Source organism: Ruegeria sp. YTSA135, from assembly GCF_059610165.1.
Genome location: NZ_JBXWNC010000007.1, coordinates 44,259 through 70,877 on the forward strand (window position 1 = coordinate 44,259; position 26,619 = coordinate 70,877).

Here is a 26,619-nt window from a genome sequence, read left to right on the forward strand (position 1 = left end):
TCACAAGAGTTCAGGGCGCAAAAGGGGGAAGGGTTTACAATGCCGTGACAGACCCTAGGCTGCGCCGTTCAATTTTCCAAAGGCCGGAGGCCACCCATGACCGAGATCAAGCAAGGCGACACAGTTCGCATCCACTACAAAGGGACACTGCTGGACGGTAACGTCTTTGACAGTTCCGAAGGACGTGATCCGTTGGAGTTCGTAGTCGGGTCAGGCCAGATCATTCCGGGACTGGATACGGCTATGCCGGGGCTTTCGACAGGCGAGAAAAAACGCGTTGAAATTGCTTGTGTCGACGCCTACGGGCCGATCAATCCCGCGATGCGGCAGCAGATCCCACGTGAAGGTATCCCGGATGACATCCCTTTGGACCTCGGTACGCAGTTGCAGATGCAAGCGCCTGATGGGCAAGCCCTGCCTGTGACGGTTGTGGATGTGGACGAGGCGACCGTTACCCTTGATGCCAACCATCCGCTGGCAGGGCAGGATCTGATTTTCGATATCGAAGTCGTCTCAATCAACTAGGTGATTTGGGTCGGTGTTTGAGGATCAGCCTGAAATCAGGCTGGTCCAGTTTGCAAGGGCTTCGCGTGTATTGGGCTGTGTGAGAAACACGAAAAGCACCAGCAATGTGGTGAGGGCCAGCAACGCGATTCGACCACGTCGGCCCAGAAAACCCGATTTGCGCCGGGACACCTTTGAGGTGTTTGCAATGATTTGGTCTGCTTTGCTCATGCCGCTATCCTTGCCGACGAAAGATGGTTAAATCTTGGCAAGGGCAGGGAAAGTTCAGGTCACATATGATCGGGTTGTGGCATACCCAGAACGTGGAAGCCTCCATCGACGCGAATGATTTCACCTGTTGTGCATACCCCGGCGTCAGAGGCCAGGTAGACCGCCGTGCCGCCCACCGCCTCCAACGTTGCATTGGACCGCATGGGCGCATTCTGGTCACAGAACTTGTAGGTTTTGCGCGCGCCACCGATGGCTGCCCCGGCGAGCGTTTTCATCGGCCCGGGTGAGACTGCGTTTACGCGGATACCGTCGGGGCCCAGATCGTTGGCCAGATAGCGTGTTGCCGATTCCAATGCCGCCTTTGCCACACCCATAACGTTGTAACTCGGAACCACACGGTTCGAGCCTTGATAGGTCAATGTGATCAGGGAGCCGCCATTTTCTTTCATCATCGGATGCGCCCGGCGGGCAACCTCGATGAATGAATAAACCGAGATATCCATCGAGTTCTTGAAATTCGCACGCGAGGTGTTCAGAAACCGACCCGTCAGTTCGGACTTGTCCGAATAAGCGATGGCGTGGACTAGAAAGTCGATAGTCGGCCAGCGTGCGGCCAACTCGCCAAAGGCGCGATCCAGCGAGGCGTCATCGGTGACATCCGTATCCACCATGAAGTCGCTGCCGATGCTTGCGGCCAATGGCTCCAGACGTTTGCCGAATGCCTCACCCTGATAGGTGAAGGCAAGCTCCGCGCCCGCTTCGTGCATGGCTTTGGCAATGCCCCATGCAATTGACCGGTCATTTGCCACGCCCATGATCAGGCCGCGTTTACCCCTTAAAAGATCCGACATCATCGTCACCCGCTATACTTTGACAGAACCATGGACCCATTTGTTCCGCCAAAGCCAAAGCTATTGGTCATCACACTGTCCAAACCTGCGTTTTCAACCACTTGAGTTGCAATTTCACCGGGCTGGATGCCTTCGGCAAGTGTTTCTACGTTAATCGACGGCGCAATAAAGTCATGCTCAAGCATCAAGAGGCAGAAAACCGCTTCAAGCGCGCCGGCTGCGCCTTGTGCGTGGCCCGTCAACGACTTGGTCGATGAAATCGGCGGCACGTTGCCCTCACCAAAGATGCGGCGGACTGCTTCGACCTCACCCACATCACCGACCGGGGTCGAGGTGCCGTGGGCGTTGATGTAGTTGATCTTGCGGCCTTCCGGCAAGGAGGCCATCGCCAAGCGCATCGCGCGCTCACCACCTTCACCCGAGGGGGCAACCATGTCATGCCCGTCCGACGTAGCTGCAAAGCCGGTCACTTCGGCATAAATCTTTGCGCCGCGAGCCAGCGCGTGTTCCAGATCTTCCAGCACCACGATGCCGCCGCCGCCGGAGATTACGAAACCGTCGCGGTTCGCGTCGAAAGTCCGCGAGGCTTTCTCTGGGGTGTCATTGTATTTCGATGACATCGCGCCCATGGCGTCAAACAGGCAGGAGAGCGTCCAGTCCAGCTCCTCTCCGCCGCCGGCGAATACTATATCCTGCTTGCCCATCATGATCTGCTCGGCTGCGTTGCCGATGCAATGCAGCGAGGTCGAGCAGGCCGAGGTGATCGAGTAATTGAGGCCTTTGATCTTGAAGGCCGTCGCCAGGTTGGCCGAGATCGTCGAGGACATGCATTTCGGAACCGCAAACGGGCCAATCCGCTTGGTGGCACCGGTTTTCATCACGGTCTGATGCGCCGTTAGCAACGCGCTCGTCGACGGGCCACCTGAGCCTGCCACAACACCCGTGCGCGGGCTTTGCACCTGTTCTTCGGTCAAGCCAGAGTCCGCTATGGCCTGGGTCATGGCGATATGCGAGTAGGCTGCGCCAGGACCCATGAACCGCAAGGTGCGTTTGTCCACGTGCTCAGCCACGTCAATTTTCAAAGATCCGGCGATCTGGCTGCGAAAGCCATGTTCGACCATCTGCTCGTTGGCCTCAATGCCGGATTTGCCTGATTTGAGCGAGGCGAGGACCTCTTCGACATTGTTCCCGATCGAGGAGACGATCCCCATACCGGTGACGACGACGCGACGCATATGCGTACTCCTGTGTTCCGTTCCCTTTTTCATTGACGAAAGCTGGGGTCAGCTCTCAGACAATGCAACTTTCATGTCCTTGACCTGATAGATGACTTCGCCATCCGCTTCGACCCGGCCGTCAGCCACACCCATGGTCAGGCGTCGGGTTTGAACGGCCTTCGTGAAATCGACAAAATACTTCAGCATCTTGCGATCCGGGCGGACCATGCCGGTCAGCTTGACCTCACCCACACCCAGCGCATAGCCGCGCCCTTGCCAGCCGCGCCACCCCAGGTTGAAACCGGTAAGTTGCCACAATCCATCCAGGCCCAGACAGCCCGGCATGATCGGGTTGCCGGGAAAATGACAGTCAAAGAACCAAAGATCCGGAGTTATGTCGAATTCGGCTATCACGTGACCCTTGCCATGCGCACCACCATCGCCGGAAATCTCGGTAATACGATCCATCATCAGCATTGGCGGGGCAGGCAGCTGCGCGTTGCCGGGGCCGAATAACTCGCCACGGGCGCATTTCAGCAGATCGTCCTTGTCAAAGCTGCTCGGGAATTGGGCCATTATGCCGCCTCTCCTGCCAGGGGTCTGTTTGTGTTATCTGGCCTCGTCTAGCACCCGTATGCAAGGTCCTGCAAGAGCGGTCGCCAGTACCATGAGATGTTCCGAGGGTTCTTTGCGACTGAATTTCATTTGAAATTGCCCGTCCACAGCACTTATATATAGTCAAGCAAAGAATAGGTATCGGATATATGACACCTCAGAGCCAGAACATAGCCACCACCTGGTTGGTCGACGCAGGGTTGCGTCCGACGCGTCAGCGCGTTGCACTGGCGGAGCTGCTGGTTGGGGACGGGCGTCACCGCCACGTCACGGCAGAAAGCCTTTTTGAAGCGGCGAAAAAAAACGGCGATGCCGTGTCCTTGGCGACAGTTTATAATACTCTGCGTGCGTTTTGCGACGCTGGTGTGTTGCAGGAAATCACCGTGGACGGGTCGAAAAGTTATTTTGATACCAACACGCATGATCATCCCCATTTCTTTTGGGAGGATGAGGGCCGCCTGAGCGATGCGCCGTCAGATCAGCTTGTGATTCAACGCCTGCCCGAAGCGCCAGACGGGGTTGAAATCGCCTCGGTCGACGTCGTGATCCGTCTGCGGAAAAAATAACGTAACGTTTCCTTTGTGGGCAGAGCGTAATCTGGAAAACTCTGAATTGCGGCGTTTTAGTATGTGTGCGCAGAAGAAAGGTGACTTTGTTTTAGCGCCGCCGGAGCTCCAGCGTTGAAAACACTTAGCCGTTTGGTGCGGAGTTGTGGGGCTTTAGTCAGATAGCAAGTACCACGCGTTTCCTTGAAGATATGGGTTGAACGCAGGGCAGTCTCATGCCCAGATCACGCAGGCCCACGGAACGGAGACAGGCATGACGCACCCTTTGGTCACGCAAGAGATGATCGATACCTATCAGCGCGATGGTGTTGTCCTGATCAAGGGTCTTTTCTCTGATCATGTTGAAGATCTCAGAGACGGCGTGGCCGAGAATATGGCGAATCCGGGCCCGTACGCGTCAGACAACAGAAAACAGGGCGAGACGGGATTATTCTTTGATGACTATTGCAACTGGTCGCGGATTGACCAGTTCCGAGACGTCATCGAGAACTCTCCGGCCGCCGAAGTCGCGGCGGACTTGATGCAATCGCGAACCGTGCAGGTATTCCACGATCATGTACTGGTGAAAGAGCCCGGCACGTCGATGGCCACCCCATGGCATCAGGATGGGCCGTACTATTTTGTGGAAGGTCAGCAAACGATCAGCTTTTGGTCTCCACTTGACCCGGTGCGAGAAGCCACGCTGCGTTGCGTGGCTGGGTCGCATCTGTGGGAGAAAGAGGTCTTACCCACCCGCTGGGTGTCGGAGGAGGGATTCTTTCCGGATGAGGGTCAGTACATTCCCGTTCCGGACCCGGATGCCGAGGGGATGACGGTCGTCGAGTACGAAATGGAGCCGGGTGACGCGGTGGCTTTCAATTACCGCACGCTTCATGGCGCGCGCGGGAACCGGTCCGATAGTCGTCGCCGGGCGTTTTCACTGCGCTTGGTCGGGGATGACGCGCGCTATGTCGAACGTCCGGGCCGGACTTCGCCGCCGTTTCCCGGACACGATATGACCCCCGGCCAGCGCCTGCGTGAAGATTGGTTCCCAGTGCTGCTCAGGCGTTGACCTCAGAACCATTGCCCCGGCTCAATGAGTCCAAGATCAAGCAATTGGCCTGACGTCCACTGAAAGGGCACCGAGTTTTGCCAGCAAAAGCTTGGGATATCAAAGGTTGAGCCTGCGTTGCTTTTCAACGCTTTCGCCGCGCGGAATGAACATATGGCTGCGGTCAGGTTGTGGTGCCAGGGGCACGAGTAGGTGTTGTATTCCGGCTCGTTGAACGTGTGATCGGGGCGGAGCTCCAGACCATTTTGCGATTTGAACAAAGCGATGCGGTCAATCCGCCGGCGCTCATACGGGATATGATCCTCGAATCGCCAGCGCAGACCGCCCGACATATCCAATTGCCGCTCAACCGGGTGCCCCTCTGCGTCGTGGCGCGTGTGGGCATAATATCCTGTTCTGTCCAACATCGCGCGTTCCGGGGACACGCCATTTGGAAAACTGTTTAGGTCATCGGCATACAGGTCGATCACGTGGCTCAGCATCGCGTCCCGGCGTTCCTCGGCGTGGAAGGTCAGCAATTCGCCAACCGTGCGGGTCTCACAAAACGGAAAGAACAGGTATTCGGCGTTGTAGCAGTAGTACATCCAGATGTTCGGAGCGGCCTGAATGATCCGGTTGATGGTGTCGAAGACGATCGCGCCGGGAACAGAGGTGAGGTTGACGCGGTGGATACGGTCCACAAGCGCGGGGTCCAGCGTAAAGTCCTGCGGCATGAAGGCAATCACGGACTTGAAGCCAAGATGCAAATGATGCCGGAGGGTGCTGTCGACCTCGATGTTGTCCTCGGCAAAAATGAGCGCAACAGGACCTTCTGCAAGGGCTGATCTGCCTGAGTTCAGGAAAACGTCGAATGAGTCGTATTGCATTGCCTGTCCGGTTCCACTTGGCTGGAATCTGCGTTCAAAATCGGGTATCCGCCTTGGCATTGCAAGCAGCGTTCGTCGGGTATAGACGACGCCGATCCCGCGAACGCAAAGGCCATACCCATGTCAGAACCCAAAAAGCTGTACATCAAAACCTATGGTTGCCAGATGAACGTCTACGACAGCGAACGTATGTCCGAGACGCTGGGCGGGCAGGGCTATGTTGAAACCAAAAGCCCGGAAGACGCGGATATGATCCTGCTGAACACCTGCCATATCCGGGAAAAGGCTGCTGAAAAGGTCTATTCCGAGCTTGGCCGGTTCAAAGGGTTGAAGGCGGAAAAGCCCGACCTCAAGATCGGCGTGGCAGGATGTGTTGCGCAGGCCGAAGGCGAAGAGATCATGCGCCGACAGCCTTTGGTTGACTTGGTTGTGGGGCCGCAAAGCTATCATCGACTGCCCGAGATGGAGGCGAAGACGCGGACTGGCGCCAAGGCGTTGGACACGGATTTCCCCGAGGAAGACAAGTTCGAAAAGCTCAAGAACCGCCCAAAGGCAAAACGCGGCCCGACGGCGTTTCTGACCGTTCAGGAAGGCTGCGACAAATTCTGCGCGTTCTGCGTGGTGCCCTATACGCGCGGGGCCGAGGTGAGCCGACCAGCGGATCGCATCATTCGTGAGGCGCAAGATCTGGTTGAACGTGGTGTGCGCGAGATCACTCTGTTGGGTCAGAACGTGAATGCCTATCACGGGGCCGGACCCAGCGGGGATATGACCCTGGCGGGATTGATCTGGGAATTGAATAAAGTTGATGGCTTGGAGCGAATCCGCTTTACCACTTCGCACCCCAACGACATGGCAGATGACCTGATCGAAGCGCATGGAACCTGCGATAAGCTGATGCCGTATTTGCACCTGCCTGTTCAGTCGGGATCAGATCGTATTCTAAAGCGCATGAACCGTAGCCATACGGCAGAAAGTTATCTTAGGTTGATCGAACGCATTCGCGCCGCACGTTCTGATATCGTGATGTCTGGCGATTTCATCGTCGGCTTCCCTGAAGAAACAGAAGAAGATTTTCAGGCGACTTTGGACCTCGTGCAAGAGGTCAAATACGGCTATGCCTACTCGTTCAAATACTCCACCCGCCCGGGCACACCTGCAGCCGAGCGGCCCCAGGTAGACCCCGATGCAGCGGATGATCGCCTACAGCGTTTGCAGGCTTTGATTACGCAGCATCAGCGCGAAATTCAGGATGCAATGGTGGGGCGCAAGGTCAGCGTCCTTTTTGAAAAACCCGGCCGTCTAGCAGGGCAAATGGTCGGAAAATCCGAGTATTTACATTCGGTTCACGTATCCGATGCCGATGTTGCAGTGGGCGAACTGAGGGACGTACGGATCACAAACTCAGGTGCGAATTCGCTGGCTGGAAAACTGATCTGAAGCTGAAAACAAGTGCTGTTTGAAAGCCATAGTCAGGATTTATTCCAGTCATTAACCCTTGATTTATGGCTGGCAACTATGTTCCCAGAAAGATTAGTTTTTTGAACCGGGTCATTGGTTCCCAAAGCTACGTACTGTGCTGACCTGTTTGTTGGGTCGATGGAGGAGACGAGTGGAAACCCTGACGCGTTGCTTTGCACCCAACATGCGATTCTTAGCCCCGATCATGCTGGTGCTTTCATTTCTTTCCGGTGCGACGTTTGCAGGCAACCTGAATACTGGGCTGACTGATCCGCCGGTTGCCAGTCCGAAACGCCTGGATGCTGATGTAAGCGCGTTCTATCTTGGGCTGAGCGCGGGCTACGCGTCCACTGGAACGGATCAGTTTGGTCTTCGTACCCCTGCAGATCTATTTGCGATAGGCGAGCTGGATTTGAAAGGCGGCTATGGTGGTCTCCGCGGGGGATGGCGTGGCAGTGTACCTGTGACCGGCGGGCGCGATTATGTCTATGGATTTGAAATCGGATACGATTTTGGCAAGATAGAAGACAACGCATCGACAGATATTGGCTCTGTTACGGTTTCTGGAGGGTCCGAAGTTTCGGACATCCTCTCGTTGCGCTTTCGCAACGGTTTAACGAACAAAAGCGGCAAGATTCTGTATTTCTTTACTGTCGGTTATGTGCAGGGCGACGTGACAACCACAAGCGGTCTGGAATTGGGGCCGACGATTCAAACCTTTTCAGACAGCGGCACGCGCGATGGCCTCTCAGCCAGCGTTGGTGCAGAACACAGGCTGAATGACAATTGGTCCATCACGGGTGAGTTTGAATACGTGCAGTTCGACTCGCGTGAGGTTGAATTCGGAAATGGCTTCTCGACCAAATCAACTCCTAAATACCGCGGTTTGCGCTTTGGATTGAACTATACGTTCTGAGACTGCCAACTGTTGTGGGTGGACTTGACTTCGGCGGTTTTGCCATCCGTTTCGGAAAAATTGAAACTGTGGCTTGCGCCCACCGAGAATTGTTGTCTACGCTTGGAGTATTAACGCCAAGACAGGAGAACGGATTGGCCATCGGTGCCCTTACCCCACCGCAAGATGACATGCCCCCGCGCGAGGCGTTTGTGGAATTCCCTGACAACCGGTTGTTGATTGATTTGTGCGGTGAGTATGACCGCAATCTAACCGACATCGAACAAAAGCTGTCTGTCCAGATCGTGCGTCGCGGCAATCAGTTGGCCGTCATGGGCGATGAAGACGCTCAGAAACAGGCGATCGAGGTTTTGCAGGCGCTCTATACCCGTCTGGAAGGCGGTCGCGACGTAGAGGCCGCCGATGTGGACCGTGAGCTGAGGATGGGTGTGTCGGAACAAGGAACCGGCAGCCGTGACGGTGACCAGCTTGAGATGTTCAGGGGCGGCACAGTCGAGATCAAGACAAGGAAAAAACTGGTTGAACCACGCACGGATGCGCAAAAGGCGTATGTTCAGTCGCTGTTCGCCAATGAACTGGCGTTTGGCATTGGCCCGGCCGGTACGGGCAAGACTTATCTGGCCGTCGCAGTAGGTGTTTCGATGTTTATTGGCGGGCATGTAGATCGGATCATCCTCAGCCGTCCCGCGGTCGAAGCTGGTGAAAAGCTAGGCTATCTACCGGGTGACATGAAGGACAAGGTCGATCCGTATATGCAGCCGCTCTATGATGCATTGAACGACTTTCTTCCCGGCAAGCAACTGGCCAAATTGATCGAGGAAAAGCGTATCGAAATCGCGCCGCTGGCCTTTATGCGAGGGCGGACATTGGCCAACGCGTTTGTGGTTTTGGATGAGGCGCAGAACGCCACAACCATGCAAATGAAGATGTTTCTAACGCGTCTTGGTGAAGGCAGCCGGATGGTGATCACCGGTGACAGGTCGCAGGTGGATTTGCCGCGCGGGGTCCAGTCTGGGCTGACGGATGCCGAGCGTCTGCTAAGAACGATCCCCAATATCAGCTTCAACTATTTCACCTCGAAGGACGTGGTGCGTCATCCGCTTGTGGCCGCCATCATCGAAGCGTATGAGGCCGACTCAGGCCGCGAGGCGGGTTAAACGTCCGGGGCTGCAGGCTTTGGGCGTTGCAACATGAACCTTGAACTGACCATTGAAGATCCGCGCTGGCAAGGGCTGGAACCCTTGGCCACGCAGTCCATCCAGGCCGTGCTGGAGTATTGCGGCCTGGACAGCGATCTGTGCGAAATCAGTCTGCTGGCCTGTGACGATGCACGGATCGCTGAGCTGAACGCGGAGTTCCGGGAAAAGCCTGTGCCGACAAATGTGCTCAGCTGGCCGTCCGAGGATCTGGCGGCAGAGGAGCCGGGGCAGGCTCCGACCCCTCCGGTAGCGGATTTCACAGGGGAAATCGCGCTGGGGGATATCGCGATTGCTTATGAGACATGCGCAAGAGAAGCGGAAGAGGCCGTAAAACCGATGGATGATCACGTCAGGCATCTGATTGTTCACGGCACGTTACATTTATTGGGCTACGATCACATTCGTGACCCCGACGCCACTTTGATGGAAAGGGTTGAGGTCGCTATACTTGGCAAAATGGGTGTCAATGACCCATATAGGATGTAGACGGGCCACCAAGGCCGATTTTTTGGAACAGGATTATGGGCGATACAGACGGCAGTTCTATGGCGGCGCAGAGCGCGCAACCTACGAACGGCGGTGATGCCGGCAAAGAGAAAGCCGGTATCTTTTCAAGAATAGTGGATGCGTTCTCGCCGCAGAGCGAGGATGAGGTCCAAGTGACGAACGGACAAGATGTCGACAAGGTCCAGCCGCGTGGCATGATCAATCTGCGGCGGATGCGGGTCGAGGACGTGGCTATCCCCACGGCTGAGATCATCTCTGTCCCCTCGACCATCACGAAAGACGAACTGGCGCAGGTGTTCCGTGACAGCGGCCTATCCCGGATACCGGTCTATGAGGGTACGCTGGATACACCGTTGGGGTTCGTGCACCTAAAGGACTTTGCACTGACCCACGGGTTCAATGGCGGGTCGACCGAGTTCGATCTGGTGTCAATGCTTCGGACATTGCTGTTTGTTCCACCCTCGATGCCGATTGGCGTTCTGCTTACCAAGATGCAGACCGAGCGTCGCCACATGGCACTGGTGATCGATGAATATGGCGGTGTTGACGGGTTGCTGACTATCGAAGACCTGATTGAACAGGTCGTAGGTGAAATCGCTGACGAGCATGACGCGGATGAAGATCAGCTTTGGGTTCAGGAAAAGCCCGGCTGCTATATCGTGCAGGCGCGTGTTCCATTGGAAGAGTTCGAAGCGGAAATCGGACGCTCGCTAACCAGTCACGAAGACGTGGATGAAGAAGAGATCGACACGTTGGGTGGGCTGGTCTTCATGCTGTCGGGTCGCGTGCCCGCGCGGGGCGAAGTTGTTCTGCACCCCGAAGGTCCGGAATTCGAAGTGATTGATGCCGATGCGCGCCGGATCAAACGTTTGAGGGTCATGTTGCCGGGCCGCGCCGCATGAACCCATCCAAGGGTTGGCCGTTTTGGCTGAGACTGATTCTGGCGTCACTGCTTGGCGTGGCGGCGGCGTTTGGTCTTGCACCTTTCGGGATATGGGCCGCGACGCTGGTTACGTTGGTGCTGCTGTCCCCTTTGTTTCTGTCGACTGAAACTCGGGGTCAGGCGGCTTGGATCGGTTGGCTTTTTGCCACCGGCTACTTCGCCCATGGGCTCAGTTGGATCACCGAGCCTTTCTTCGTTGATGCCGAGCGGCACGCCTGGATGGCACCGTTTGCGTTGGTCTTCTTGGCGGGCGGGCTGGCCTTGTTCTGGGCGCTTGCCTTTTGGATCGCGCGGCGCCCGGGCGCGCGCACGGTGCGTCAGGCGGTTTTTCTGGCCTTGGCGGTATCATTGACAGAATGCGCCCGCGGCTATGTGTTGACCGGTTTCCCATGGGCAGGGCTGGCGCAGGTATGGGTTGGCTCGCCAATGGCGCAGGTTTTGTCGTTGTTTGGACCGTACGGTCTGGGCGCAGTGACACTGCTTGCGACGCTGCCTTTGGGTGCGGCCTTGACGCAGCGCAGCGGATTTGTCCTGCCGCTGGGCTTTACAGTCGGCGTTGCTGGTTTTGCACTGGTTTTTGCCAGTTCGCGCCCAGAGGTGACAGAGACTGATCATGTCGTACGGCTTGTTCAACCCAACGCACCCCAGCATCAGAAATGGGACCCGGATTATGCGCCCGTGTTCTTCGCGCGTCAGATCGAGTTCACTGCGGCGGCCCCCCGGCCTGACCTGATCGTCTGGCCTGAAACCTCGATCCCGGCATGGTTGGGCAGCGCTCAACCTTATCTCGACGCGGTTGTCGATGCGGCGCAGGGAACACCGGTGTTTTTGGGAATTCAGCGGGGGGATGGGCCACGCATATACAACTCGATGATCTACTTGGATGAGACCGGCCAGCAGACAGGGCTGTATGACAAGCACCACCTTGCCCCCTTCGGAGAATACGTGCCGTTGGGAAACCTGATGGCAGAGTTCGGGGTTCACGGTATGGCGACCACAGCGGGGCATGGGTTCAGCTCTGGTCCCGGGGCGGCTTTGATAGATGCTGGTAAACTGGGCAAGGCGTTGCCGCTGATTTGTTACGAGGCTGTTTTTACACAGGATATCTTGTCCGCACCGGGGCGCGCGGACTTTTTGCTGCAAGTCACCAATGATGCCTGGTTCGGTACATGGTCGGGCCCATATCAGCATCTGGCGCAGGCGCAGATGCGGGCGATTGAGCAAGGATTGCCCATGATGCGGTCGGCCAATACAGGCGTGTCGGCGATGATCGACCCGTTGGGGCGCATCACGGACGCGCTGCCTTTGGGGCAGGCAGGGTTCATTGATGCAAAACTGCCTGCACCGCATGACCCAACTGTATACTCGCGGATTGGGGATGTTCCCGTATTTGTCCTTCTGGCGGCTATGTTCGCGCTGCTTTCGCGCAACGTGCGGCGGGATCATTCTTAATTACCGATTGACCCTTTGGTTTAGTGCGCGTATCCCCTCGAAAGCCCGTCACAACGGCTTCCTGGCGTGATGGGGGAAATCTTAATGGAGCACTTTCATGTCCAGACAGAACTACACATTCACTTCGGAGTCCGTATCCGAAGGGCACCCGGATAAGGTTTGTGACCGAATCTCGGATGCTGTACTTGATGCATTTCTGAAAGAAGAACCCGAAGCACGCGTGGCGTGCGAAACCTTTGCAACCACTGACCGCGTCGTCATTGGTGGAGAAGTAGGTCTGTCTGATCAGGAAAAGCTGCACGATTATATGGGCCGCATTGATGAGATCGCGCGCGCCTGTATCAAGGATATCGGTTACGAGCAGGACAAGTTCCACCACGAAACCGTCGAAGTGACGAACCTGCTGCACGAACAATCCGCCCATATTGCGCAGGGTGTGGATGCTTCGGACGAAAAAGAAGAAGGCGCTGGCGATCAGGGCATCATGTTCGGATATGCCACCACTGAGACACCTGCGCTGATGCCGGCACCGATCCAGTATTCTCATGCAATCCTGCGTCGTTTGGCCGAGGTGCGCAAGAACGGCACTGAGCCCGCGCTTGGCCCTGACGCGAAATCGCAGCTTTCGGTGGTGTATCGTGACGGCAAACCGGTTAGCGTCAGCTCGATCGTGTTGTCGACACAGCATCTGGACGAGGCGCTGAGTTCAGATGATATCCGCGCGATTGTTGAGCCCTATATTCGTGAAACGTTGCCCGAAGGCTGGCTGACCAATGAGACCGAGTGGCACGTGAACCCCACCGGCAAGTTTGTCATTGGCGGACCAGACGGCGATGCCGGTCTGACGGGTCGCAAGATCATTGTGGATACCTATGGCGGTGCTGCCCCGCACGGCGGCGGCGCATTTTCGGGGAAAGACCCGACCAAGGTAGACCGTTCCGCAGCTTACGCGGCGCGCTATCTGGCCAAGAACGTGGTGGCTGCGGGCATGGCAGAGCGCTGCACCATCCAGCTGAGCTATGCGATTGGTGTCTCGAGACCTCTGTCGATTTATGCCGATACGCATGGTACCGGTCAAATTGCAGATGCGGTGATCGAAAAAGCGGTCGGTCAGGTTATGGATCTTACCCCGCGCGGCATTCGTGAACACCTGCAGCTGAATAAGCCGATTTACCAGCGCACCGCGGCCTATGGCCATTTTGGCCGAGAGCCGGATGCTGATGGTGGATTCAGCTGGGAACGTACCGATTTGGCCGATGCGCTGAAAGCAGCCGTCTGAACCTTTGCTATCAATAGGTGCGCCCTTGCGGGCGCGCTCTATTTTTTGAAAATGCAGCAAGTGGCGGCCCGTTAACTGAACGGGCGCGGCCACCTCTTGCCTCGATGTCGCCCGCGCAGTATGGGCACCGCCATGAGCACTCAGACACCCAAACGCCCCCGCAGAAACTTCTATGGCCGCTTCAAAGGCAAGGCTTTGAAGCAAAGCCAGAAGGCATACCTGAACGAAGACCTTGATGCCCTGTCGCCGGGGGCCGTGGATTGGGAGAGCAACCCGGAACGTCATCCACTGGACCTGAAAACGTTATTTGGTGGCAAGAAGGTCTGGCTTGAGGTCGGCTTTGGCGGTGGCGAACACCTGGTTCATCAGGCCGCGCGCAATCCGCAAATTGGCATTATCGGGGCTGAGCCGTATATCAACGGCGTTGCCATGCTGCTGGGTAAGATTCGCAAGGCCGGAGTAAAGAACCTTGCGGTACATCCAGGCGATGCGCGTGACCTGTTCGATGTACTGCCCGAAGCCAGTGTATCGCGCGCGTTTCTGCTGTATCCCGATCCTTGGCCCAAGACACGTCATCATCGTCGGCGTTTTGTGACTCCTGAACACTTGGAACCGCTGGCCCGCGCCCTGAAGCCCGGTGCAATTTTCCGAGTAGCCACCGACATTCCGGATTATGTCCGACAGACTTTGGAAGAAGTTCCGCGCGCCGGGTTCGAATGGCTGGCTGAACGCCCCTCGGACTGGCGCGAACCGTGGGACGACTGGATTTCCACCCGCTATGAACAAAAGGCTTTGCGCGAAGGGCGCACGCCCCACTACCTGACCTTCCGGTGCAAAGACTGATTGCGGCTGGACCAACCGGCCCCAATTCGCTAAGCGGCTTGGGCACTGATAGCGCAAATAAGGAGCCTTCATGTCCGGACACGGCACGCCCATCCCGATGACCTCGCATCCCTGCGGCCCGCTGACCGGTACGGCCGAGGTGCCGGGCGACAAGTCGATCTCGCACCGGTCGCTGATCCTTGGTGCGATGGCAGTGGGCGAGACCAGGATTTCCGGCTTGCTAGAAGGTGAAGATGTTCTGGACACCGCCAAGGCCATGCGTGCATTCGGAGCCGAAGTCACCGATCACGGGAATGGTGAATGGACCGTGCACGGCGTCGGTGTCGGTGGCTTTGCTGAGCCCGATCAGGTGATCGATTGCGGCAACTCGGGCACCGGTGTGCGGTTGATCATGGGCGCGATGGCGACCAGCCCGATCACAGCGACCTTCACCGGTGATGCCAGTCTGAACAAAAGGCCTATGGCACGGGTCACTGACCCGCTGTCGCTTTTTGGCGCGCAATCAGTTGGGCGATCGGGCGGGCGTTTGCCGATGACGATTGTCGGAGCGGCAGAGCCGGTCCCCGTGCGCTATGAGGTTCCGGTGCCATCGGCGCAGGTGAAATCAGCGGTCCTTCTGGCGGGCCTGAACGCCCCGGGCAAAACCGTTGTGATCGAGAAAGAGGCCACCCGCGACCATTCAGAGCGGATGCTGGTCGGTTTCGGAGCGGAAATCACTGTCGAGGATACGGATGAAGGCCGGGTCATCACTCTGACCGGTCGTCCCGAGTTGAAGCCACAGGTCATTGCCGTACCGCGTGACCCGTCCAGCGCGGCGTTTCCAGTGTGCGCTGCGCTGATCACGCCCGGTTCCGACGTGTTGGTTCCGGGGATTGGCCTGAACCCAACCCGTGCAGGGCTGTTTACCACTCTGCGTGAAATGGGGGCAGACCTGACTTATGAAAACGAGCGCGAAGAGGGCGGCGAACCCGTCGCCGATCTGCGCGCGCGCTATTCCCCGAATATGAAGGGCATCAACGTGCCGCCCGACCGCGCGGCCTCGATGATCGACGAATACCCGGTTCTGTCCGTGGTTGCAGCCAATGCCACCGGCACGACGATGATGGGTGGCGTTAAAGAACTGCGCGTGAAGGAAAGCGACCGGATTGACGCAATGGCGAAAGGCCTGCGTGCCAACGGCGTCACCGTCGATGAAGGTGAGGAGTGGTGGTCGGTCGAAGGACTGGGCATCGGAAACGTCCCCGGCGGCGGCACGTGCGAAAGCTTTTTGGATCACCGCATTGCCATGTCGTTTATGGTGATGGGCATGGGCGCAAAATCACCGGTATCTGTAGATGATGGCAGCCCGATTGCGACGTCGTTCCCAATCTTTGAACCGCTGATGGCATCGCTGGGTGCCAAGGTTGAACGCACATGAGCTTTACGGTGGCGATTGACGGCCCTGCTGCCGCTGGTAAGGGGACGATCGCGAAGGGTGTCGCGGCGCATTTTGGGTTCGCGCATCTGGACACCGGGTTGCTGTATCGTGCCGTTGGACGCCGGACACTGGATGGCACGGACGCCATCGCGGCGGCGCAGGCCTTGACGGCGGACGAGTTGGAACAGGGCGACCTCAGGACAGCCGACATTGCTCAGGCGGCCTCGAAAGTCGCGGTAATCCCCGAAGTTCGCGCGGCGCTGGTTGATTTTCAACGGGCTTTTGCGCGACGGGCCGGGGGAGCGGTTTTGGATGGGCGCGATATCGGGACGGTCATCTGCCCCGAAGCCGAGGTCAAGCTCTTCGTCACGGCAAACGCCGAGGTCCGGGCAGAACGTCGCTACCTAGAGCTGAAGGCTAACGGGTCCGATGTCACTAAGGAACAGGTATTGGCAGATGTGCGTGAACGCGATGCAAGAGATGCTGAGCGTATCACGGCGCCAATGAAGCCTGCGGAGGACGCCGTGCGTCTGGATACCTCGGACCTAAGTATCGCGGCGGCGCTTGAAAGGGCCGTGGCGCTGATCGAAAGCAAACGCCCCGCGACGCAATAGCGCCGCGGGGCAGAGTATTACAGTTCGCCTACTGCAACGCTCTTGATCTTCGACCACTGATCGTCAGCGGTTTTTGCCGTCGCGGGTACGTCCTTCAGGAACGCTGCGCGGGTTTCGGCGTTCAGGAACAGGTACAGTTTACCGTCCGAGACCACGTACTGATCCGGGTCGCCGTCAAACTTCTTGCCGACCGAAACACCGAACGAACAGAATCCGCCGTGTTGCGGCAGATAAGCGGCAGGATTGGCTTCGAACGCTTCCAGGTTTGCAGCGCTGGAGAAGTAGTAGGACGCACCGTCATAGGTCGCCGTGTGCGTTGCAAAGCCCTCGACCGGGTTGCCGTCCTGCAGCAGCGCAACCAGATCGACACCGTGCGCAGCCAAGGGCGCACCGGCTGCCGAAATACCGTTCGAGACATTGATCTCATCCGCCGCAAAGGCCGGGGCCGCGATCAGGGGCAAGGTGGCAATCAGGCCTGTGAGAACCAGAGATTTCATAGAGATTTCCTTTTCTGTTCAGGTTCGGCTGGCTGAACTGCCAACCGCTGAAACAGAATTAGGGGGCTTGATTTGAACGTGCTATCGCAGAACGGTCGATAAACTTTGCAGATCGTTCAAAGCTGGCGCGGTACGGTAAGCTTTCCTCACCAAGAATTACTTGGTCAGATGAAAGCGGGCCTTCTAGGGTTAAGCCCTAGCTGGATGCGGGAAAGCTGTTATAGTCCAAAGATCGCCAAGAGGGAAAGCTGCAATCAAGCCTCAAAACAGAACGCAGCTGATAATTCCCCAAGCTAACAGGGACTAAAAAAATATGAACAATCGTTTGCGCAAGATCACCATCGTTGGTGGTGGTACAGCGGGTTGGATGACCGCGCTGATCCTGGATATGGTGTTTTCCCGCACGTCTGCCCCCAAAGATCGCCCGAGTATCTGCCTGATCGAAAGCCCCAATATCTCAACAGTCGGTGTTGGTGAGGCCACCGTGCCGCGCATGCCGGTCACGCTCCGCCAGGCGGGCATCTCAGAGAGGGATTTTTTCCGCGAGACCAACGCGTCGTTCAAGCTGGGGGTGAAGTTCTGCAACTGGAACAAGGACGCCAAGGGCAATCGCATCGATTACGTGAACCCGTTTGCTCACGGCCAGATGGTCGAGGGGTTGGAAGCCGCCGAGTATTTCTTGCGCTTTGGCAACGGAGATCGGGATTTCACGCAATCTATCTCACCGCATGATCACCTCGGCCGTCTTTGCAAGGGTGCGCGGCAATTGGGCCAGCCTGAATTTGAACAACGGTTTGGCTATGCGTATCATCTGGACGCCGTGAAATTCGCAGGCATGCTCACCAAGGTCTGCACCCAGCGCGGCGTTGAGCATATTCGGGACGAGGTCCAAACGGTTGAGTTGGATGAAAAGGGCAATGTCAGCCATCTGATGCTGGAACGTGCCGGTCGCCACGACATCGAAATGGTCGTAGACTGCACCGGGTTCCGCGGGTTGATCATCAACCAAGCGCTTGGCGAGCCGTTTATGGATTATTCGGACTATCTGCCGAACGACCGCGCCATGGCGCTGCAGATCGAACATCCCAATCCAAGAAAGATCGAAAGCCTCACGCGATCCACCGCACTTGGCGCAGGTTGGACTTGGCGCGTGCCTCTCTATAACCGTGTGGGTACGGGCTATGTGTTTTCGTCGGCTCACCGCACGGATGATCAGGCAGCAGATGAATACCTTGAATGGCTGGGCGACAGCGGCAAGGGCGCTACGCCTCGCGTGATCCCGATGCGCGTCGGGCGCGTGCGCAACGCCTGGGTCAAGAACTGTGTGGCGATTGGTCTGTCAGGCGGCTTTATCGAGCCGCTGGAAAGTACCGCGATTCATATGATTGATCACGCGGTGCGCTGGTTTGCCGAACACCTGCCCACGCGAGACATCGAGCCGTCGCTAAGGGCCAGGTACAACCGGCAGATGGACAAGCTTTACAACGAGGTTTTGGAGTTTATCTGCCTGCACTACAAGTTGGGCAATCGCAAGGATGACCAGTATTGGATCGACGCGCGCACCGAAATGAAAGTGCCGGATCGATTGGCCGAGAACCTCGAGTTGTGGCAGCACCGTCTGCCCATGCAACACGATGTCGAGTTCGCCACGCTATTTGACCATCGCGTCTATCAAACGGTTCTGTTGGGCAAACAGTCCTATGATAACGGCTATGGGACTGGTATCCGAGATCGTGTTCGGCCGTTGAAAAAGCAGATTTGGGAACAGGGCATGAGGCGTGCCAAAGCTGATCTTACGCAGATCATCAATACAATGCCGGATCACAAAACGCTTCTGCGCGATATCCGCGGCGAACTGAAGCAACCAGCCTTTGTAATGGCAAATGCCGCAAAACCAACAGTCGCAGTACCAGGTGCTGCACCGGAACCCGTAACGATCCAGAACATGCCAAACCTCGCTGAAATCCAGAGTGGCAAGAAAGATCTGCAACTCTTCTAGGGTATCATTGTGCTCAACCCGCATAGTGTTTTAACAAAAGCTCGGAAGGCAGGGCCTTAAACCTCTGCCTTCTGTGACTCATTTTCGGTGTTCAGACCGGAACCTAGGCCGGAGCGGTGAATGCCGTCCGCTCGCCCAGCAGATAGCGCACGACATCTGCGTAGTCGAAAACCAGCGAGATCGTAATCGTCAGAAAGATAAAGCGGATAATCCATCTGGGCGGTTCCGGCATGTCGACGCGGGCTTGCTGATACCACAGGTAGACTGCAAGAGGCGTCCAGGGAATGATATGTCCCAATCCCATCAGTCGAACATATCCAAGCTGATTGAAAATAAAAATTACACCCGCTGCGGCCAACATGCTGCTGATCAAGATAATGATTGAGGCCACGCGCGATTGGCGCCATATCAGCAAGGAAATCGGCAAAAGAAAGGCGCCGAAGGACAGAATATTCAGCCAGATTTGAATCCATTGAGGCTGCTGCGCAACGATCAGGTTGAAGTCTTCCATGGCCCGGTTGCTCCTGTGTTAAAGGGAATACGTTGTGTAGTGCCGCGCTGGGCATTTTGGGACAACTGGTATGACGCGTGATCAAGCCGATGTGAAGCGGGCGGATTTAAGCGCGACACGCGGCACCATGCAGGTTTCGACTTGCGGGGCAACGCCCAAGCAGGTATAGAGCACCCGTCTAAACATGGGCGGTTAACGTCCGGATGACGTATCTGAGCAGGGCCGGGTTTCCTCGGCCCTTTGTGTTTGTGTAATCGGATGCGCCCCGGATCACGCCTGATGACAACAGGAAACAAGACCGGCGGAGACAACCGCTCGGCCAGCAAAAACGTTATGTAAAGGAAAACAACGCCACATGGCTAACGCATCCATGGAGGAATTCGAAGCCCTCCTGAATGAAAGCTTCGAAATGGACACGCCCGAAGAAGGGTCTGTTGTCAAAGGTAAGGTTCTGGCGATCGAAGCCGGCCAAGCCATCATCGACGTAGGCTACAAAATGGAAGGCCGCGTTGATCTGAAAGAATTCGCAAATCCCGGCGAAGCCCCTGAAATCGCTGTAGGCGACGAGGTCGAAGTTTACCTGCGCGCCGCAGAAAACGCCCGTGGCGAAGCCGTCATCTCGCGTGAGATGGCCCGCCGTGAAGAGGCATGGGACCGTCTGGAAAAAGCATATGCCGACGACCAGCGCGTCGAAGGTGCAATCTTTGGTCGCGTCAAAGGTGGCTTCACCGTCGATCTAGGCGGCGCAGTTGCGTTCCTGCCCGGCTCGCAGGTTGATGTGCGCCCCGTGCGTGACGCTGGCCCGCTGATGGGTCTGAAGCAGCCGTTCCAGATCCTGAAAATGGACCGCCGCCGTGGCAACATCGTTGTGTCGCGTCGCGCAATCCTGGAAGAATCGCGTGCTGAACAGCGCGCCGAGGTTATCGGAAACCTGTCCGAAGGTCAGACCGTTGAGGGTGTTGTTAAGAACATCACCGAATACGGTGCATTTGTTGACTTGGGCGGCGTTGACGGCCTGCTGCACGTCACCGACATGGCATGGCGCCGTGTGAACCACCCGTCCGAGATCCTGACGATCGGCGAAACCATCAACGTTCAGGTCATCAAGATCAACAAAGAGACCCACCGCATCAGCCTAGGCATGAAGCAGCTGCAGGAAGATCCGTGGGATCTGGTTGCTGCCAAGTACCCGCTGGGCTCGGTCCATCAGGGTCGCGTCACCAACATCACCGACTACGGCGCGTTCGTCGAGCTGGAAGCCGGTGTCGAAGGTCTGGTGCACGTGTCCGAGATGTCCTGGACCAAGAAGAACGTCCACCCCGGCAAGATCGTTTCGACCAGCCAGGAAGTCGACGTCATGGTTCTGGAAATCGACGGCGCCAAGCGTCGCGTGTCTCTGGGCCTGAAGCAGACTCAGCGCAACCCATGGGAAGTGTTTGCAGAAACACACCCCGAGGGCACCGAGGTCGAAGGCGAAGTCAAGAACATCACCGAATTCGGTCTGTTCATTGGCCTGGAAGGCGACATCGACGGCATGGTTCACCTGTCCGACCTGTCCTGGGACGAGCGCGGCGAAGATGCGATCCAGAACTACCGCAAAGGCGACGTCGTTCAGGCGGTTGTCTCGGAAGTTGACGTGGAAAAAGAGCGTATCTCATTGTCGATCAAAGCCCTGGGCGGTGACAAGTTCGCCGAAGCCGTGGGCGGCGTGAAGCGTGGCTCGGTCATCACTGTCGAAGTGACCGCAATCGAAGATGGCGGCATCGAGGTCGAGTACGAAGGCATGAAGTCGTTCATCCGTCGTTCGGACCTGTCGCGTGATCGTGCTGAGCAGCGCCCCGAGCGCTTCAACACCGGCGACAAGGTCGACGTCCGCGTCACCAACGTCGACAGCAAGACCCGCCGTCTGGGCCTGTCGATCAAAGCACGCGAAATCGCCGAAGAGAAAGAGGCCGTGGAACAGTACGGTTCTTCCGACTCGGGCGCGTCGCTGGGCGATATCCTTGGTGCAGCGCTGAAATCCGGCGACTAAGCAAGGCGCCTAACGAAAGATTTTTCGGCCCCTCGTACCCACGAGGGGCCGTTTTTGTTGCGAATCAATATGTTCCAAAACGTAGTGTTATTTTGATAGTCGTTTGCGCTTTTGGTTGAAATTCGGACCTAGAAGCAAAAAATCACACGACTTATTGCAAAAATGCAGTCTTTCGATACAGAGTCGACGTTCCCCCGTACCGGGTTTTTTTCTATACTGTCCAGACAACTAGAGATGACTAAGGTCGCCTGGGAGGGTAACGCTCATGATCCGTTCAGAACTGATTCAGAAAATCGCCGACGAAAACCCGCATCTGTATCAACGCGACGTCGAGCGGATCGTGAATACTGTGTTCGAAGAAGTGACGGATGCCATGGCGCGCGGAGACCGTGTTGAGCTGCGCGGCTTTGGGGCTTTCTCTGTGAAACAACGCGATGCCCGGGTGGGGCGCAATCCCCGAACCGGTGAAACCGTTCAGGTCGAAGAAAAATGCGTACCGTTTTTCAAAACTGGCAAGTTGCTAAGGGACCGTTTGAACGGTAAAGCCTAGGGCATGATGCGTTATCTTCGATATGGATTCCTGGGCCTCTTGGGAATCGTGCTGGTGTCAATTTCTCTGGCTAACCGCCAGATAGTTGAACTCAAACTGATGCCTGATGACCTATCCGAGTTACTGGGCTTTAACCTGTCAACATCATTGCCGCTGTTCATTGTGGTGCTGGGTGGTGTCGTGGCCGGTCTGGTGATCGGCTTCCTGTGGGAATGGCTGCGCGAGCACAAGCACCGCAAAGATGCTACAGTGAAGAAGGGCGAAGTGCGCAAGCTTGAGCGAGAGGTCAAAAAGCTCAAGAACAAACAGAACGAAGGCAAGGACGACGTTCTGGCATTGCTGGATGAGACCAACTGAAGCCCTCTCATGTCTGATGCGTCTGTCAAAATTTGCGGTCTGACCGCACCTGATCATGTGCGCGCAGCGGCGGAGGCCGGGGCGCGGTATGTCGGCTTTGTTTTCTTCCCCAAGTCGCCGCGACATCTGACTGTTGAGAGCGCGACAGAGCTTGCCCATCTGGTGCCCTCTGGCGTCGCCAAGGTCGCACTGACCGTAAATGCCTCCGATGAGGAGTTGGATCGCATCACTGCTAATGTGCCGCTGGATATGCTTCAATTGCACGGGAAAGAAAGCCCGGACCGCGTGGCCGAGTTGCGCGCACGGTATGGCTTACCGGTCATGAAAGCTGTGGGCGTCGCCGACGCCGAGGATCTGGCCGCGATTGATCTGTATTCCGAGGTGGCCGATCAATTGCTGATCGACGCCAAGCCCCCGCGCCAGTCTGAATTGCCCGGTGGCAACGGCCTTGCTTTTGACTGGCGCCTGCTGGCTGGGCGCAAGTATTGGCGGCGTCCATGGATGTTGGCCGGTGGATTAACGCCTGACAATGTCGCTGAGGCGATACGCATGACCGGCGCCCGGCAAGTTGATGTGTCATCAGGCGTGGAAAGTGCACCGGGTGTCAAAGACGCGGCTAAAATTCGGGCATTTATCGAAGCAACGCAGTGATCTGAACGCTGGGTGGCAGCGTATCTCCGTTCAGGAGGGCGCAACAATGCTCGCAGTAATTGGCGGCGTTTCGTTGAAACGGTGGTACTACGGGCCGGAACTGCTCTGGCATGCGCGTCAGGTGTTACGGCAGGCGCGCGGTGATCCGCTGTGTCTGCAAGCGGACGTGTTCAAACACCGGGGCCTTTATTTCTCACTGAGCGTTTGGCACGACGCCGAGGCCATGCTGACCTTTGCCCATTCTGGTCCTCATCGCCGTGCAATTCAGGTCACGTCGCGGCTGGCGGACGTGAACCAGTTTCATCATTTCCCCTGCATTGCAATTCCTAGACGAGAGCAAGCGCTAAAGGTCTGGGCGCAACATTTTGAAGCGGCGGAATAATGCGTTTTGCGATGGCAAATCCCGTCGCCACCTCCTATGAACAACGGGTACGACGATGGAGACACCCATGGCCAACGATCTTTTCAATTCCTTCATGTCCGGCCCAGATGAACAAGGCCGTTTCGGTATTTTCGGCGGGCGGTTCGTCAGTGAAACGCTGATGCCCCTGATCCTGTCGTTGGAGGAGGAATATGAGAAAGCCAAGGATGATCCCACATTCTGGGCCGAGATGGACGATCTATGGGCCAACTATGTGGGCCGCCCGTCACCTTTGTATTATGCGGAACGCCTGACCGAACATCTAGGCGGCGCGAAGATTTATCTCAAGCGGGATGAGCTGAACCACACCGGCGCGCACAAGATCAACAACGTGCTGGGCCAGATCATTCTGGCACGCCGCATGGGCAAGACCCGGATCATAGCCGAAACCGGGGCAGGGCAGCACGGTGTGGCCACCGCCACGGTCTGTGCCAAGTTCGGCCTGAAATGTGTGGTTTACATGGGCGCGCATGATGTGCAGCGTCAGGCCCCGAACGTGTTCCGTATGCGCCTTCTGGGGGCTGAGGTTATCCCGGTGACGTCAGGGCGCGGCACGCTGAAAGACGCGATGAATGATGCTCTGCGTGATTGGGTAACCAACGTACGCGACACGTTCTACTGCATCGGCACCGTGGCCGGACCACACCCGTATCCAGCGATGGTACGTGACTTTCAGTCAATCATTGGCAAGGAAGCCAAAGAGCAGATGATGAAGGCCGAAGGCCGTCTGCCCGATACGATCATCGCCGCGATCGGTGGTGGCTCTAACGCGATGGGTCTGTTTTATCCGTTCCTTGATGACAAAGACGTAAGCATCATCGGTGTTGAGGCTGGCGGCAAAGGCGTGAACGAAAAGATGGAGCATTGCGCCTCGCTGACCGGTGGTCGTCCGGGCGTATTGCACGGCAATCGCACATACCTGTTGCAAGACGACGACGGCCAGATTCTGGAAGGCTATTCGATCTCGGCCGGTTTGGATTATCCCGGAATCGGCCCCGAGCATTCCTGGCTGCATGATATTGGCCGCGCGAAATATGTCTCAATCACCGACAAAGAGGCGCTTGAGGCGTTCCAGCTGTGCTGCGCGACCGAAGGGATTATTCCGGCTTTAGAGCCCTCTCATGCTCTGGCGCACGTTATGAAGATCGCACCTGATCTGCCCAAGGATCACTTGATTTGCATGAATATGTGCGGACGCGGCGATAAGGATGTTCAAACCGTCGCCAAGTATCTGAACTTCGATATGTCCGATACAGAAGGGCGCACGGCAGACTGAACGCCGAGAAGCCAGAAAAGATAGAACCGGCCCCGTTAAAGGGCCGGTTTTTCCTTTGTGCAAAGCGGTTGAAACCTTCGAGTTTGGACGGACCCATCAACGCATTTAAGCTCAGGGTGTATCTCGTACGTTCATCTTGTCGTTTGGCGTCTGCTTGGTGAATATCCCCTGACCGGCGTCAATCCGCGGTCACAGCATGCAGGCTCAGGATATCCAGCGGCACCACATCCAAAGCCCGCTGATGGGTTGCCTCAAGATGAACCTTGGGGGCGCAGCCTTCGTCATGGGCTTGCATAAAGCGCCCTGCGCACAGGCACCAACTGTCACCGGGGTTCAATCCGGGAAAGTTGAACTCGGGCCGCGGTGTACTGAGGTCGTTGCCGACATACTTGGAAAAGGCCAGAAACTCAGCCGTCATTACCGCGCAAACCGTGTGGCTGCCCTGATCCTCGGGGCAGGTGTTGCACGCGCCATCGCGGAAGAATCCGGTCAGCGGATCACGTGAACATGGGGCGAGCACGCCCCCTAATACATTGATACTGTCTTGTTTTTGCATAGAGCTACCTTACAGGCTTTGGGCGATCTTGCGGAACATTTCTATGTTCACCTCATTGATGCCCGGATCACGGAACTTGCGATCTGCGGCGGTCGTGACGATCAGCACACCGCGCGGCTGATCGAAATAGATATACTGACCGTAAACACCACGAGCCAGAAACTCGCCCTCGTGCGCGCCAATCGGTACCCACCATTGATATCCATATCCCATTTGGCCAGAAGGGGTTGGCGCGCTGGGAAGGACAGATTTGGCGATCCAGTCTGCGGAGACAATTTGTTGTCCGTCACGCACACCATTCTGCAAAATCATCTGGCCAAAACGTGCAAAATCGCGGGTGGTGAAATTTAATCCGCCAAGAACAAAGGCAACCCCAGCACCGTCCGTGAGGTAATAGCCGTCATACTCCAAACCAAGGGGTTGAATGATCCTCTCAGTCAGCAATTCAGCCACGCTCCGCCCAGTTGCGCCGCGGATCACCATGCCAATGACATGGGTGTCGATCGATACGTACTGCCAGGTTTCGCCCGGTGTGGCAAAGGTGTTCTGAAAAGACGCGGTGAAGTCGTCCAGCTCACCCCCTAAAGCCACAACACGACCCATCCGGTTGATATCTGACTTGCGATCAAAATAATCCTCGTTGAAGGTAACACCGCTAGCCATGTTTAGAACATTGCGGATGGATGCGCCCTCATAGGCGGTGCCTTCCAGTTTTGGCGCGTATTTCACCACCGGATCATCCAGTGAATCGATTGCACTTTCGTCCACAAGGATGCCCAAGAGCGCTGACAGGTAGCTTTTGGCAACTGACCAGGAAATCCGCCGATCTTCGGGCGCCGTGCCCAGATAATACTCCTCGAACCGGATCTGTCCGTCCTGCATCACCAGCAGTGAGGTTACTTTGCGCTCTTTGATCCACGCGTCGGCACCTTCTGGCAGATCAAATGCGGGACCATAAGGCAGCTCCCATGTTGGGCCATTGCCACGGGGCAGGGCGACCGTCAGAAAGGCCTCGTTCATATGAGAGAAGTTTTGAACAATTTTCTCTTCCGAAAACAGAGAATTAACAGCCATTAGGCGCTGTATCTCTTCGCGTTTCCAGAAACCCACAACACTTGCGGCCAGCACCAGCATCAGAAAGATACGCAAAAGCCGTTTCAACACTGCTGTCATACTTGCCTCCGCTATCGCCGCAGTATTGGAGCGCACGAGAAATAAGTGCGTAATTGGGACGTTA

The 26,619-nt window shown here is 56.7% G+C and carries 29 protein-coding genes and 1 riboswitch; of the genes, 20 read left to right on the top strand and 9 right to left on the bottom strand.

What is annotated here, in order from left to right; all coding sequences use genetic code 11:
- Window positions 1-96: 96 nt before the first annotated feature.
- A complete protein-coding gene (locus tag AC2FIT_RS10895) occupies window positions 97-525 on the top strand; it encodes an FKBP-type peptidyl-prolyl cis-trans isomerase (protein WP_496829342.1) in 429 nt (142 codons plus the stop codon).
- Window positions 526-549: 24 nt separating this feature from the next.
- Here AC2FIT_RS10895 and AC2FIT_RS10900 read toward each other — a convergent pair whose 3' ends face one another.
- From AC2FIT_RS10900 to fabA, 4 genes are read right to left on the bottom strand one after another with little or no spacing between them, the layout of a single operon-like run.
- Window positions 550-735 (bottom strand): hypothetical protein, encoded by a 186-nt coding sequence (locus AC2FIT_RS10900; protein ID WP_068337776.1) that lies wholly within the window; start codon window positions 733-735, stop codon window positions 550-552.
- Between the two features lie 59 nt (window positions 736-794).
- On the bottom strand, window positions 795-1,586 hold the full coding sequence (locus tag AC2FIT_RS10905; protein ID WP_496829344.1) for an enoyl-ACP reductase FabI: 792 nt from the start codon (window positions 1,584-1,586) through the stop codon (window positions 795-797).
- Window positions 1,587-1,591: 5 nt separating this feature from the next.
- Window positions 1,592-2,821 (bottom strand): beta-ketoacyl-ACP synthase I, encoded by a 1,230-nt coding sequence (gene fabB / locus AC2FIT_RS10910; RefSeq protein WP_068337775.1) that lies wholly within the window; start codon window positions 2,819-2,821, stop codon window positions 1,592-1,594.
- A gap of 48 nt (window positions 2,822-2,869) precedes the next feature.
- On the bottom strand, window positions 2,870-3,379 hold the full coding sequence (fabA, locus tag AC2FIT_RS10915; RefSeq protein WP_068337774.1) for a bifunctional 3-hydroxydecanoyl-ACP dehydratase/trans-2-decenoyl-ACP isomerase: 510 nt from the start codon (window positions 3,377-3,379) through the stop codon (window positions 2,870-2,872).
- A gap of 188 nt (window positions 3,380-3,567) precedes the next feature.
- On the opposite strand from fabA, the gene irrA reads away from it, so the two are divergent.
- Both irrA and AC2FIT_RS10925 read left to right on the top strand, forming a co-directional pair.
- A complete protein-coding gene (irrA, locus tag AC2FIT_RS10920; RefSeq protein WP_496829347.1) occupies window positions 3,568-3,984 on the top strand; it encodes an iron response transcriptional regulator IrrA in 417 nt (138 codons plus the stop codon).
- 253 nt (window positions 3,985-4,237) lie between these two features.
- Window positions 4,238-5,035, top strand: coding sequence for a phytanoyl-CoA dioxygenase family protein (locus AC2FIT_RS10925; protein ID WP_496829349.1), 798 nt, complete (start codon window positions 4,238-4,240; stop codon window positions 5,033-5,035).
- A 2-nt stretch (window positions 5,036-5,037) separates the two neighbouring features.
- Here AC2FIT_RS10925 and AC2FIT_RS10930 read toward each other — a convergent pair whose 3' ends face one another.
- Window positions 5,038-5,901: a glycosyltransferase family protein gene (locus tag AC2FIT_RS10930; RefSeq protein ID WP_496829351.1), complete on the bottom strand. Its 864-nt coding sequence runs from the start codon at window positions 5,899-5,901 to the stop codon at window positions 5,038-5,040.
- A gap of 120 nt (window positions 5,902-6,021) precedes the next feature.
- Between AC2FIT_RS10930 and miaB the strand changes: the two genes are divergently transcribed.
- The 10 genes from miaB (at window position 6,022) to AC2FIT_RS10980 (ending at window position 16,532) form a co-directional block, all read left to right on the top strand.
- Window positions 6,022-7,341, top strand: coding sequence for a tRNA (N6-isopentenyl adenosine(37)-C2)-methylthiotransferase MiaB (miaB, locus tag AC2FIT_RS10935; protein WP_496829352.1), 1,320 nt, complete (start codon window positions 6,022-6,024; stop codon window positions 7,339-7,341).
- A gap of 205 nt (window positions 7,342-7,546) precedes the next feature.
- Complete coding sequence (locus AC2FIT_RS10940) at window positions 7,547-8,278, top strand: outer membrane protein (RefSeq protein WP_496829354.1); 732 nt, start codon at window positions 7,547-7,549, stop codon at window positions 8,276-8,278.
- Between the two features lie 134 nt (window positions 8,279-8,412).
- A complete protein-coding gene (locus AC2FIT_RS10945) occupies window positions 8,413-9,435 on the top strand; it encodes a PhoH family protein (protein WP_496829356.1) in 1,023 nt (340 codons plus the stop codon).
- A 33-nt stretch (window positions 9,436-9,468) separates the two neighbouring features.
- On the top strand, window positions 9,469-9,963 hold the full coding sequence (ybeY, locus tag AC2FIT_RS10950) for an rRNA maturation RNase YbeY (protein ID WP_496829358.1): 495 nt from the start codon (window positions 9,469-9,471) through the stop codon (window positions 9,961-9,963).
- 35 nt (window positions 9,964-9,998) lie between these two features.
- On the top strand, window positions 9,999-10,886 hold the full coding sequence (locus AC2FIT_RS10955) for a hemolysin family protein (protein ID WP_496829360.1): 888 nt from the start codon (window positions 9,999-10,001) through the stop codon (window positions 10,884-10,886).
- Complete coding sequence (lnt, locus tag AC2FIT_RS10960) at window positions 10,883-12,379, top strand: apolipoprotein N-acyltransferase (protein WP_496829362.1); 1,497 nt, start codon at window positions 10,883-10,885, stop codon at window positions 12,377-12,379. The genes AC2FIT_RS10955 and lnt overlap by 4 nt, the downstream gene beginning before the upstream one ends.
- 42 nt (window positions 12,380-12,421) lie before the next feature.
- Window positions 12,422-12,471, top strand: a riboswitch (SAM-SAH riboswitch).
- Window positions 12,472-12,476: 5 nt separating this feature from the next.
- Window positions 12,477-13,658, top strand: a complete 1,182-nt coding sequence (metK, locus tag AC2FIT_RS10965) for a methionine adenosyltransferase (protein ID WP_068337762.1) — start codon at window positions 12,477-12,479, stop codon at window positions 13,656-13,658.
- A gap of 132 nt (window positions 13,659-13,790) precedes the next feature.
- The gene (gene trmB / locus AC2FIT_RS10970) at window positions 13,791-14,501 is read left to right on the top strand and encodes a tRNA (guanine(46)-N(7))-methyltransferase TrmB (RefSeq protein ID WP_496829364.1); all 711 of its coding nucleotides are present in this window, start codon (window positions 13,791-13,793) and stop codon (window positions 14,499-14,501) included.
- A gap of 70 nt (window positions 14,502-14,571) precedes the next feature.
- Entirely contained in the window at window positions 14,572-15,918 is a 1,347-nt protein-coding gene (aroA, locus tag AC2FIT_RS10975; protein ID WP_496829366.1) for a 3-phosphoshikimate 1-carboxyvinyltransferase, read from the top strand.
- A complete protein-coding gene (locus tag AC2FIT_RS10980) occupies window positions 15,915-16,532 on the top strand; it encodes a (d)CMP kinase (protein ID WP_496829368.1) in 618 nt (205 codons plus the stop codon). The genes aroA and AC2FIT_RS10980 overlap by 4 nt, the downstream gene beginning before the upstream one ends.
- Window positions 16,533-16,549: 17 nt before the next feature.
- Here AC2FIT_RS10980 and AC2FIT_RS10985 read toward each other — a convergent pair whose 3' ends face one another.
- Window positions 16,550-17,029 (bottom strand): YHS domain-containing (seleno)protein, encoded by a 480-nt coding sequence (locus AC2FIT_RS10985; RefSeq protein WP_496829370.1) that lies wholly within the window; start codon window positions 17,027-17,029, stop codon window positions 16,550-16,552.
- Window positions 17,030-17,342: 313 nt separating this feature from the next.
- Between AC2FIT_RS10985 and AC2FIT_RS10990 the strand changes: the two genes are divergently transcribed.
- Window positions 17,343-19,028 (top strand): tryptophan halogenase family protein, encoded by a 1,686-nt coding sequence (locus AC2FIT_RS10990; RefSeq protein WP_496829372.1) that lies wholly within the window; start codon window positions 17,343-17,345, stop codon window positions 19,026-19,028.
- A 103-nt stretch (window positions 19,029-19,131) separates the two neighbouring features.
- Here AC2FIT_RS10990 and AC2FIT_RS10995 read toward each other — a convergent pair whose 3' ends face one another.
- Window positions 19,132-19,539, bottom strand: coding sequence for a hypothetical protein (locus tag AC2FIT_RS10995; protein WP_496829374.1), 408 nt, complete (start codon window positions 19,537-19,539; stop codon window positions 19,132-19,134).
- 355 nt (window positions 19,540-19,894) lie between these two features.
- Between AC2FIT_RS10995 and rpsA the strand changes: the two genes are divergently transcribed.
- The 6 genes from rpsA to trpB all read left to right on the top strand — a co-directional run bounded on the left by rpsA (window position 19,895) and on the right by trpB (window position 24,826).
- Window positions 19,895-21,571 (top strand): 30S ribosomal protein S1, encoded by a 1,677-nt coding sequence (gene rpsA, locus AC2FIT_RS11000; RefSeq protein ID WP_496829376.1) that lies wholly within the window; start codon window positions 19,895-19,897, stop codon window positions 21,569-21,571.
- Between the two features lie 265 nt (window positions 21,572-21,836).
- Window positions 21,837-22,121 carry an integration host factor subunit beta gene (ihfB, locus tag AC2FIT_RS11005; RefSeq protein ID WP_037310872.1) on the top strand — a complete coding sequence of 95 codons (285 nt, stop codon included), beginning with the start codon at window positions 21,837-21,839 and terminating at the stop codon, window positions 22,119-22,121.
- A gap of 6 nt (window positions 22,122-22,127) precedes the next feature.
- The gene (locus tag AC2FIT_RS11010) at window positions 22,128-22,478 is read left to right on the top strand and encodes a lipopolysaccharide assembly protein LapA domain-containing protein (protein ID WP_496829676.1); all 351 of its coding nucleotides are present in this window, start codon (window positions 22,128-22,130) and stop codon (window positions 22,476-22,478) included.
- Window positions 22,479-22,487: 9 nt separating this feature from the next.
- Window positions 22,488-23,129 (top strand): phosphoribosylanthranilate isomerase, encoded by a 642-nt coding sequence (locus AC2FIT_RS11015; RefSeq protein ID WP_496829378.1) that lies wholly within the window; start codon window positions 22,488-22,490, stop codon window positions 23,127-23,129.
- Window positions 23,130-23,175: 46 nt separating this feature from the next.
- Window positions 23,176-23,511, top strand: a complete 336-nt coding sequence (locus tag AC2FIT_RS11020) for a hypothetical protein (protein WP_496829380.1) — start codon at window positions 23,176-23,178, stop codon at window positions 23,509-23,511.
- Window positions 23,512-23,578: 67 nt separating this feature from the next.
- Window positions 23,579-24,826, top strand: a complete 1,248-nt coding sequence (gene trpB, locus AC2FIT_RS11025) for a tryptophan synthase subunit beta (protein WP_496829382.1) — start codon at window positions 23,579-23,581, stop codon at window positions 24,824-24,826.
- Window positions 24,827-25,004: 178 nt separating this feature from the next.
- Here the strand turns inward: trpB and AC2FIT_RS11030 are convergent, their stop codons facing one another.
- Both AC2FIT_RS11030 and AC2FIT_RS11035 read right to left on the bottom strand, forming a co-directional pair.
- Entirely contained in the window at window positions 25,005-25,382 is a 378-nt protein-coding gene (locus tag AC2FIT_RS11030) for a DUF2237 family protein (protein ID WP_068337742.1), read from the bottom strand.
- Window positions 25,383-25,391: 9 nt separating this feature from the next.
- Entirely contained in the window at window positions 25,392-26,555 is a 1,164-nt protein-coding gene (locus tag AC2FIT_RS11035; RefSeq protein ID WP_496829384.1) for a serine hydrolase domain-containing protein, read from the bottom strand.
- Window positions 26,556-26,619 lie beyond the last annotated feature (64 nt).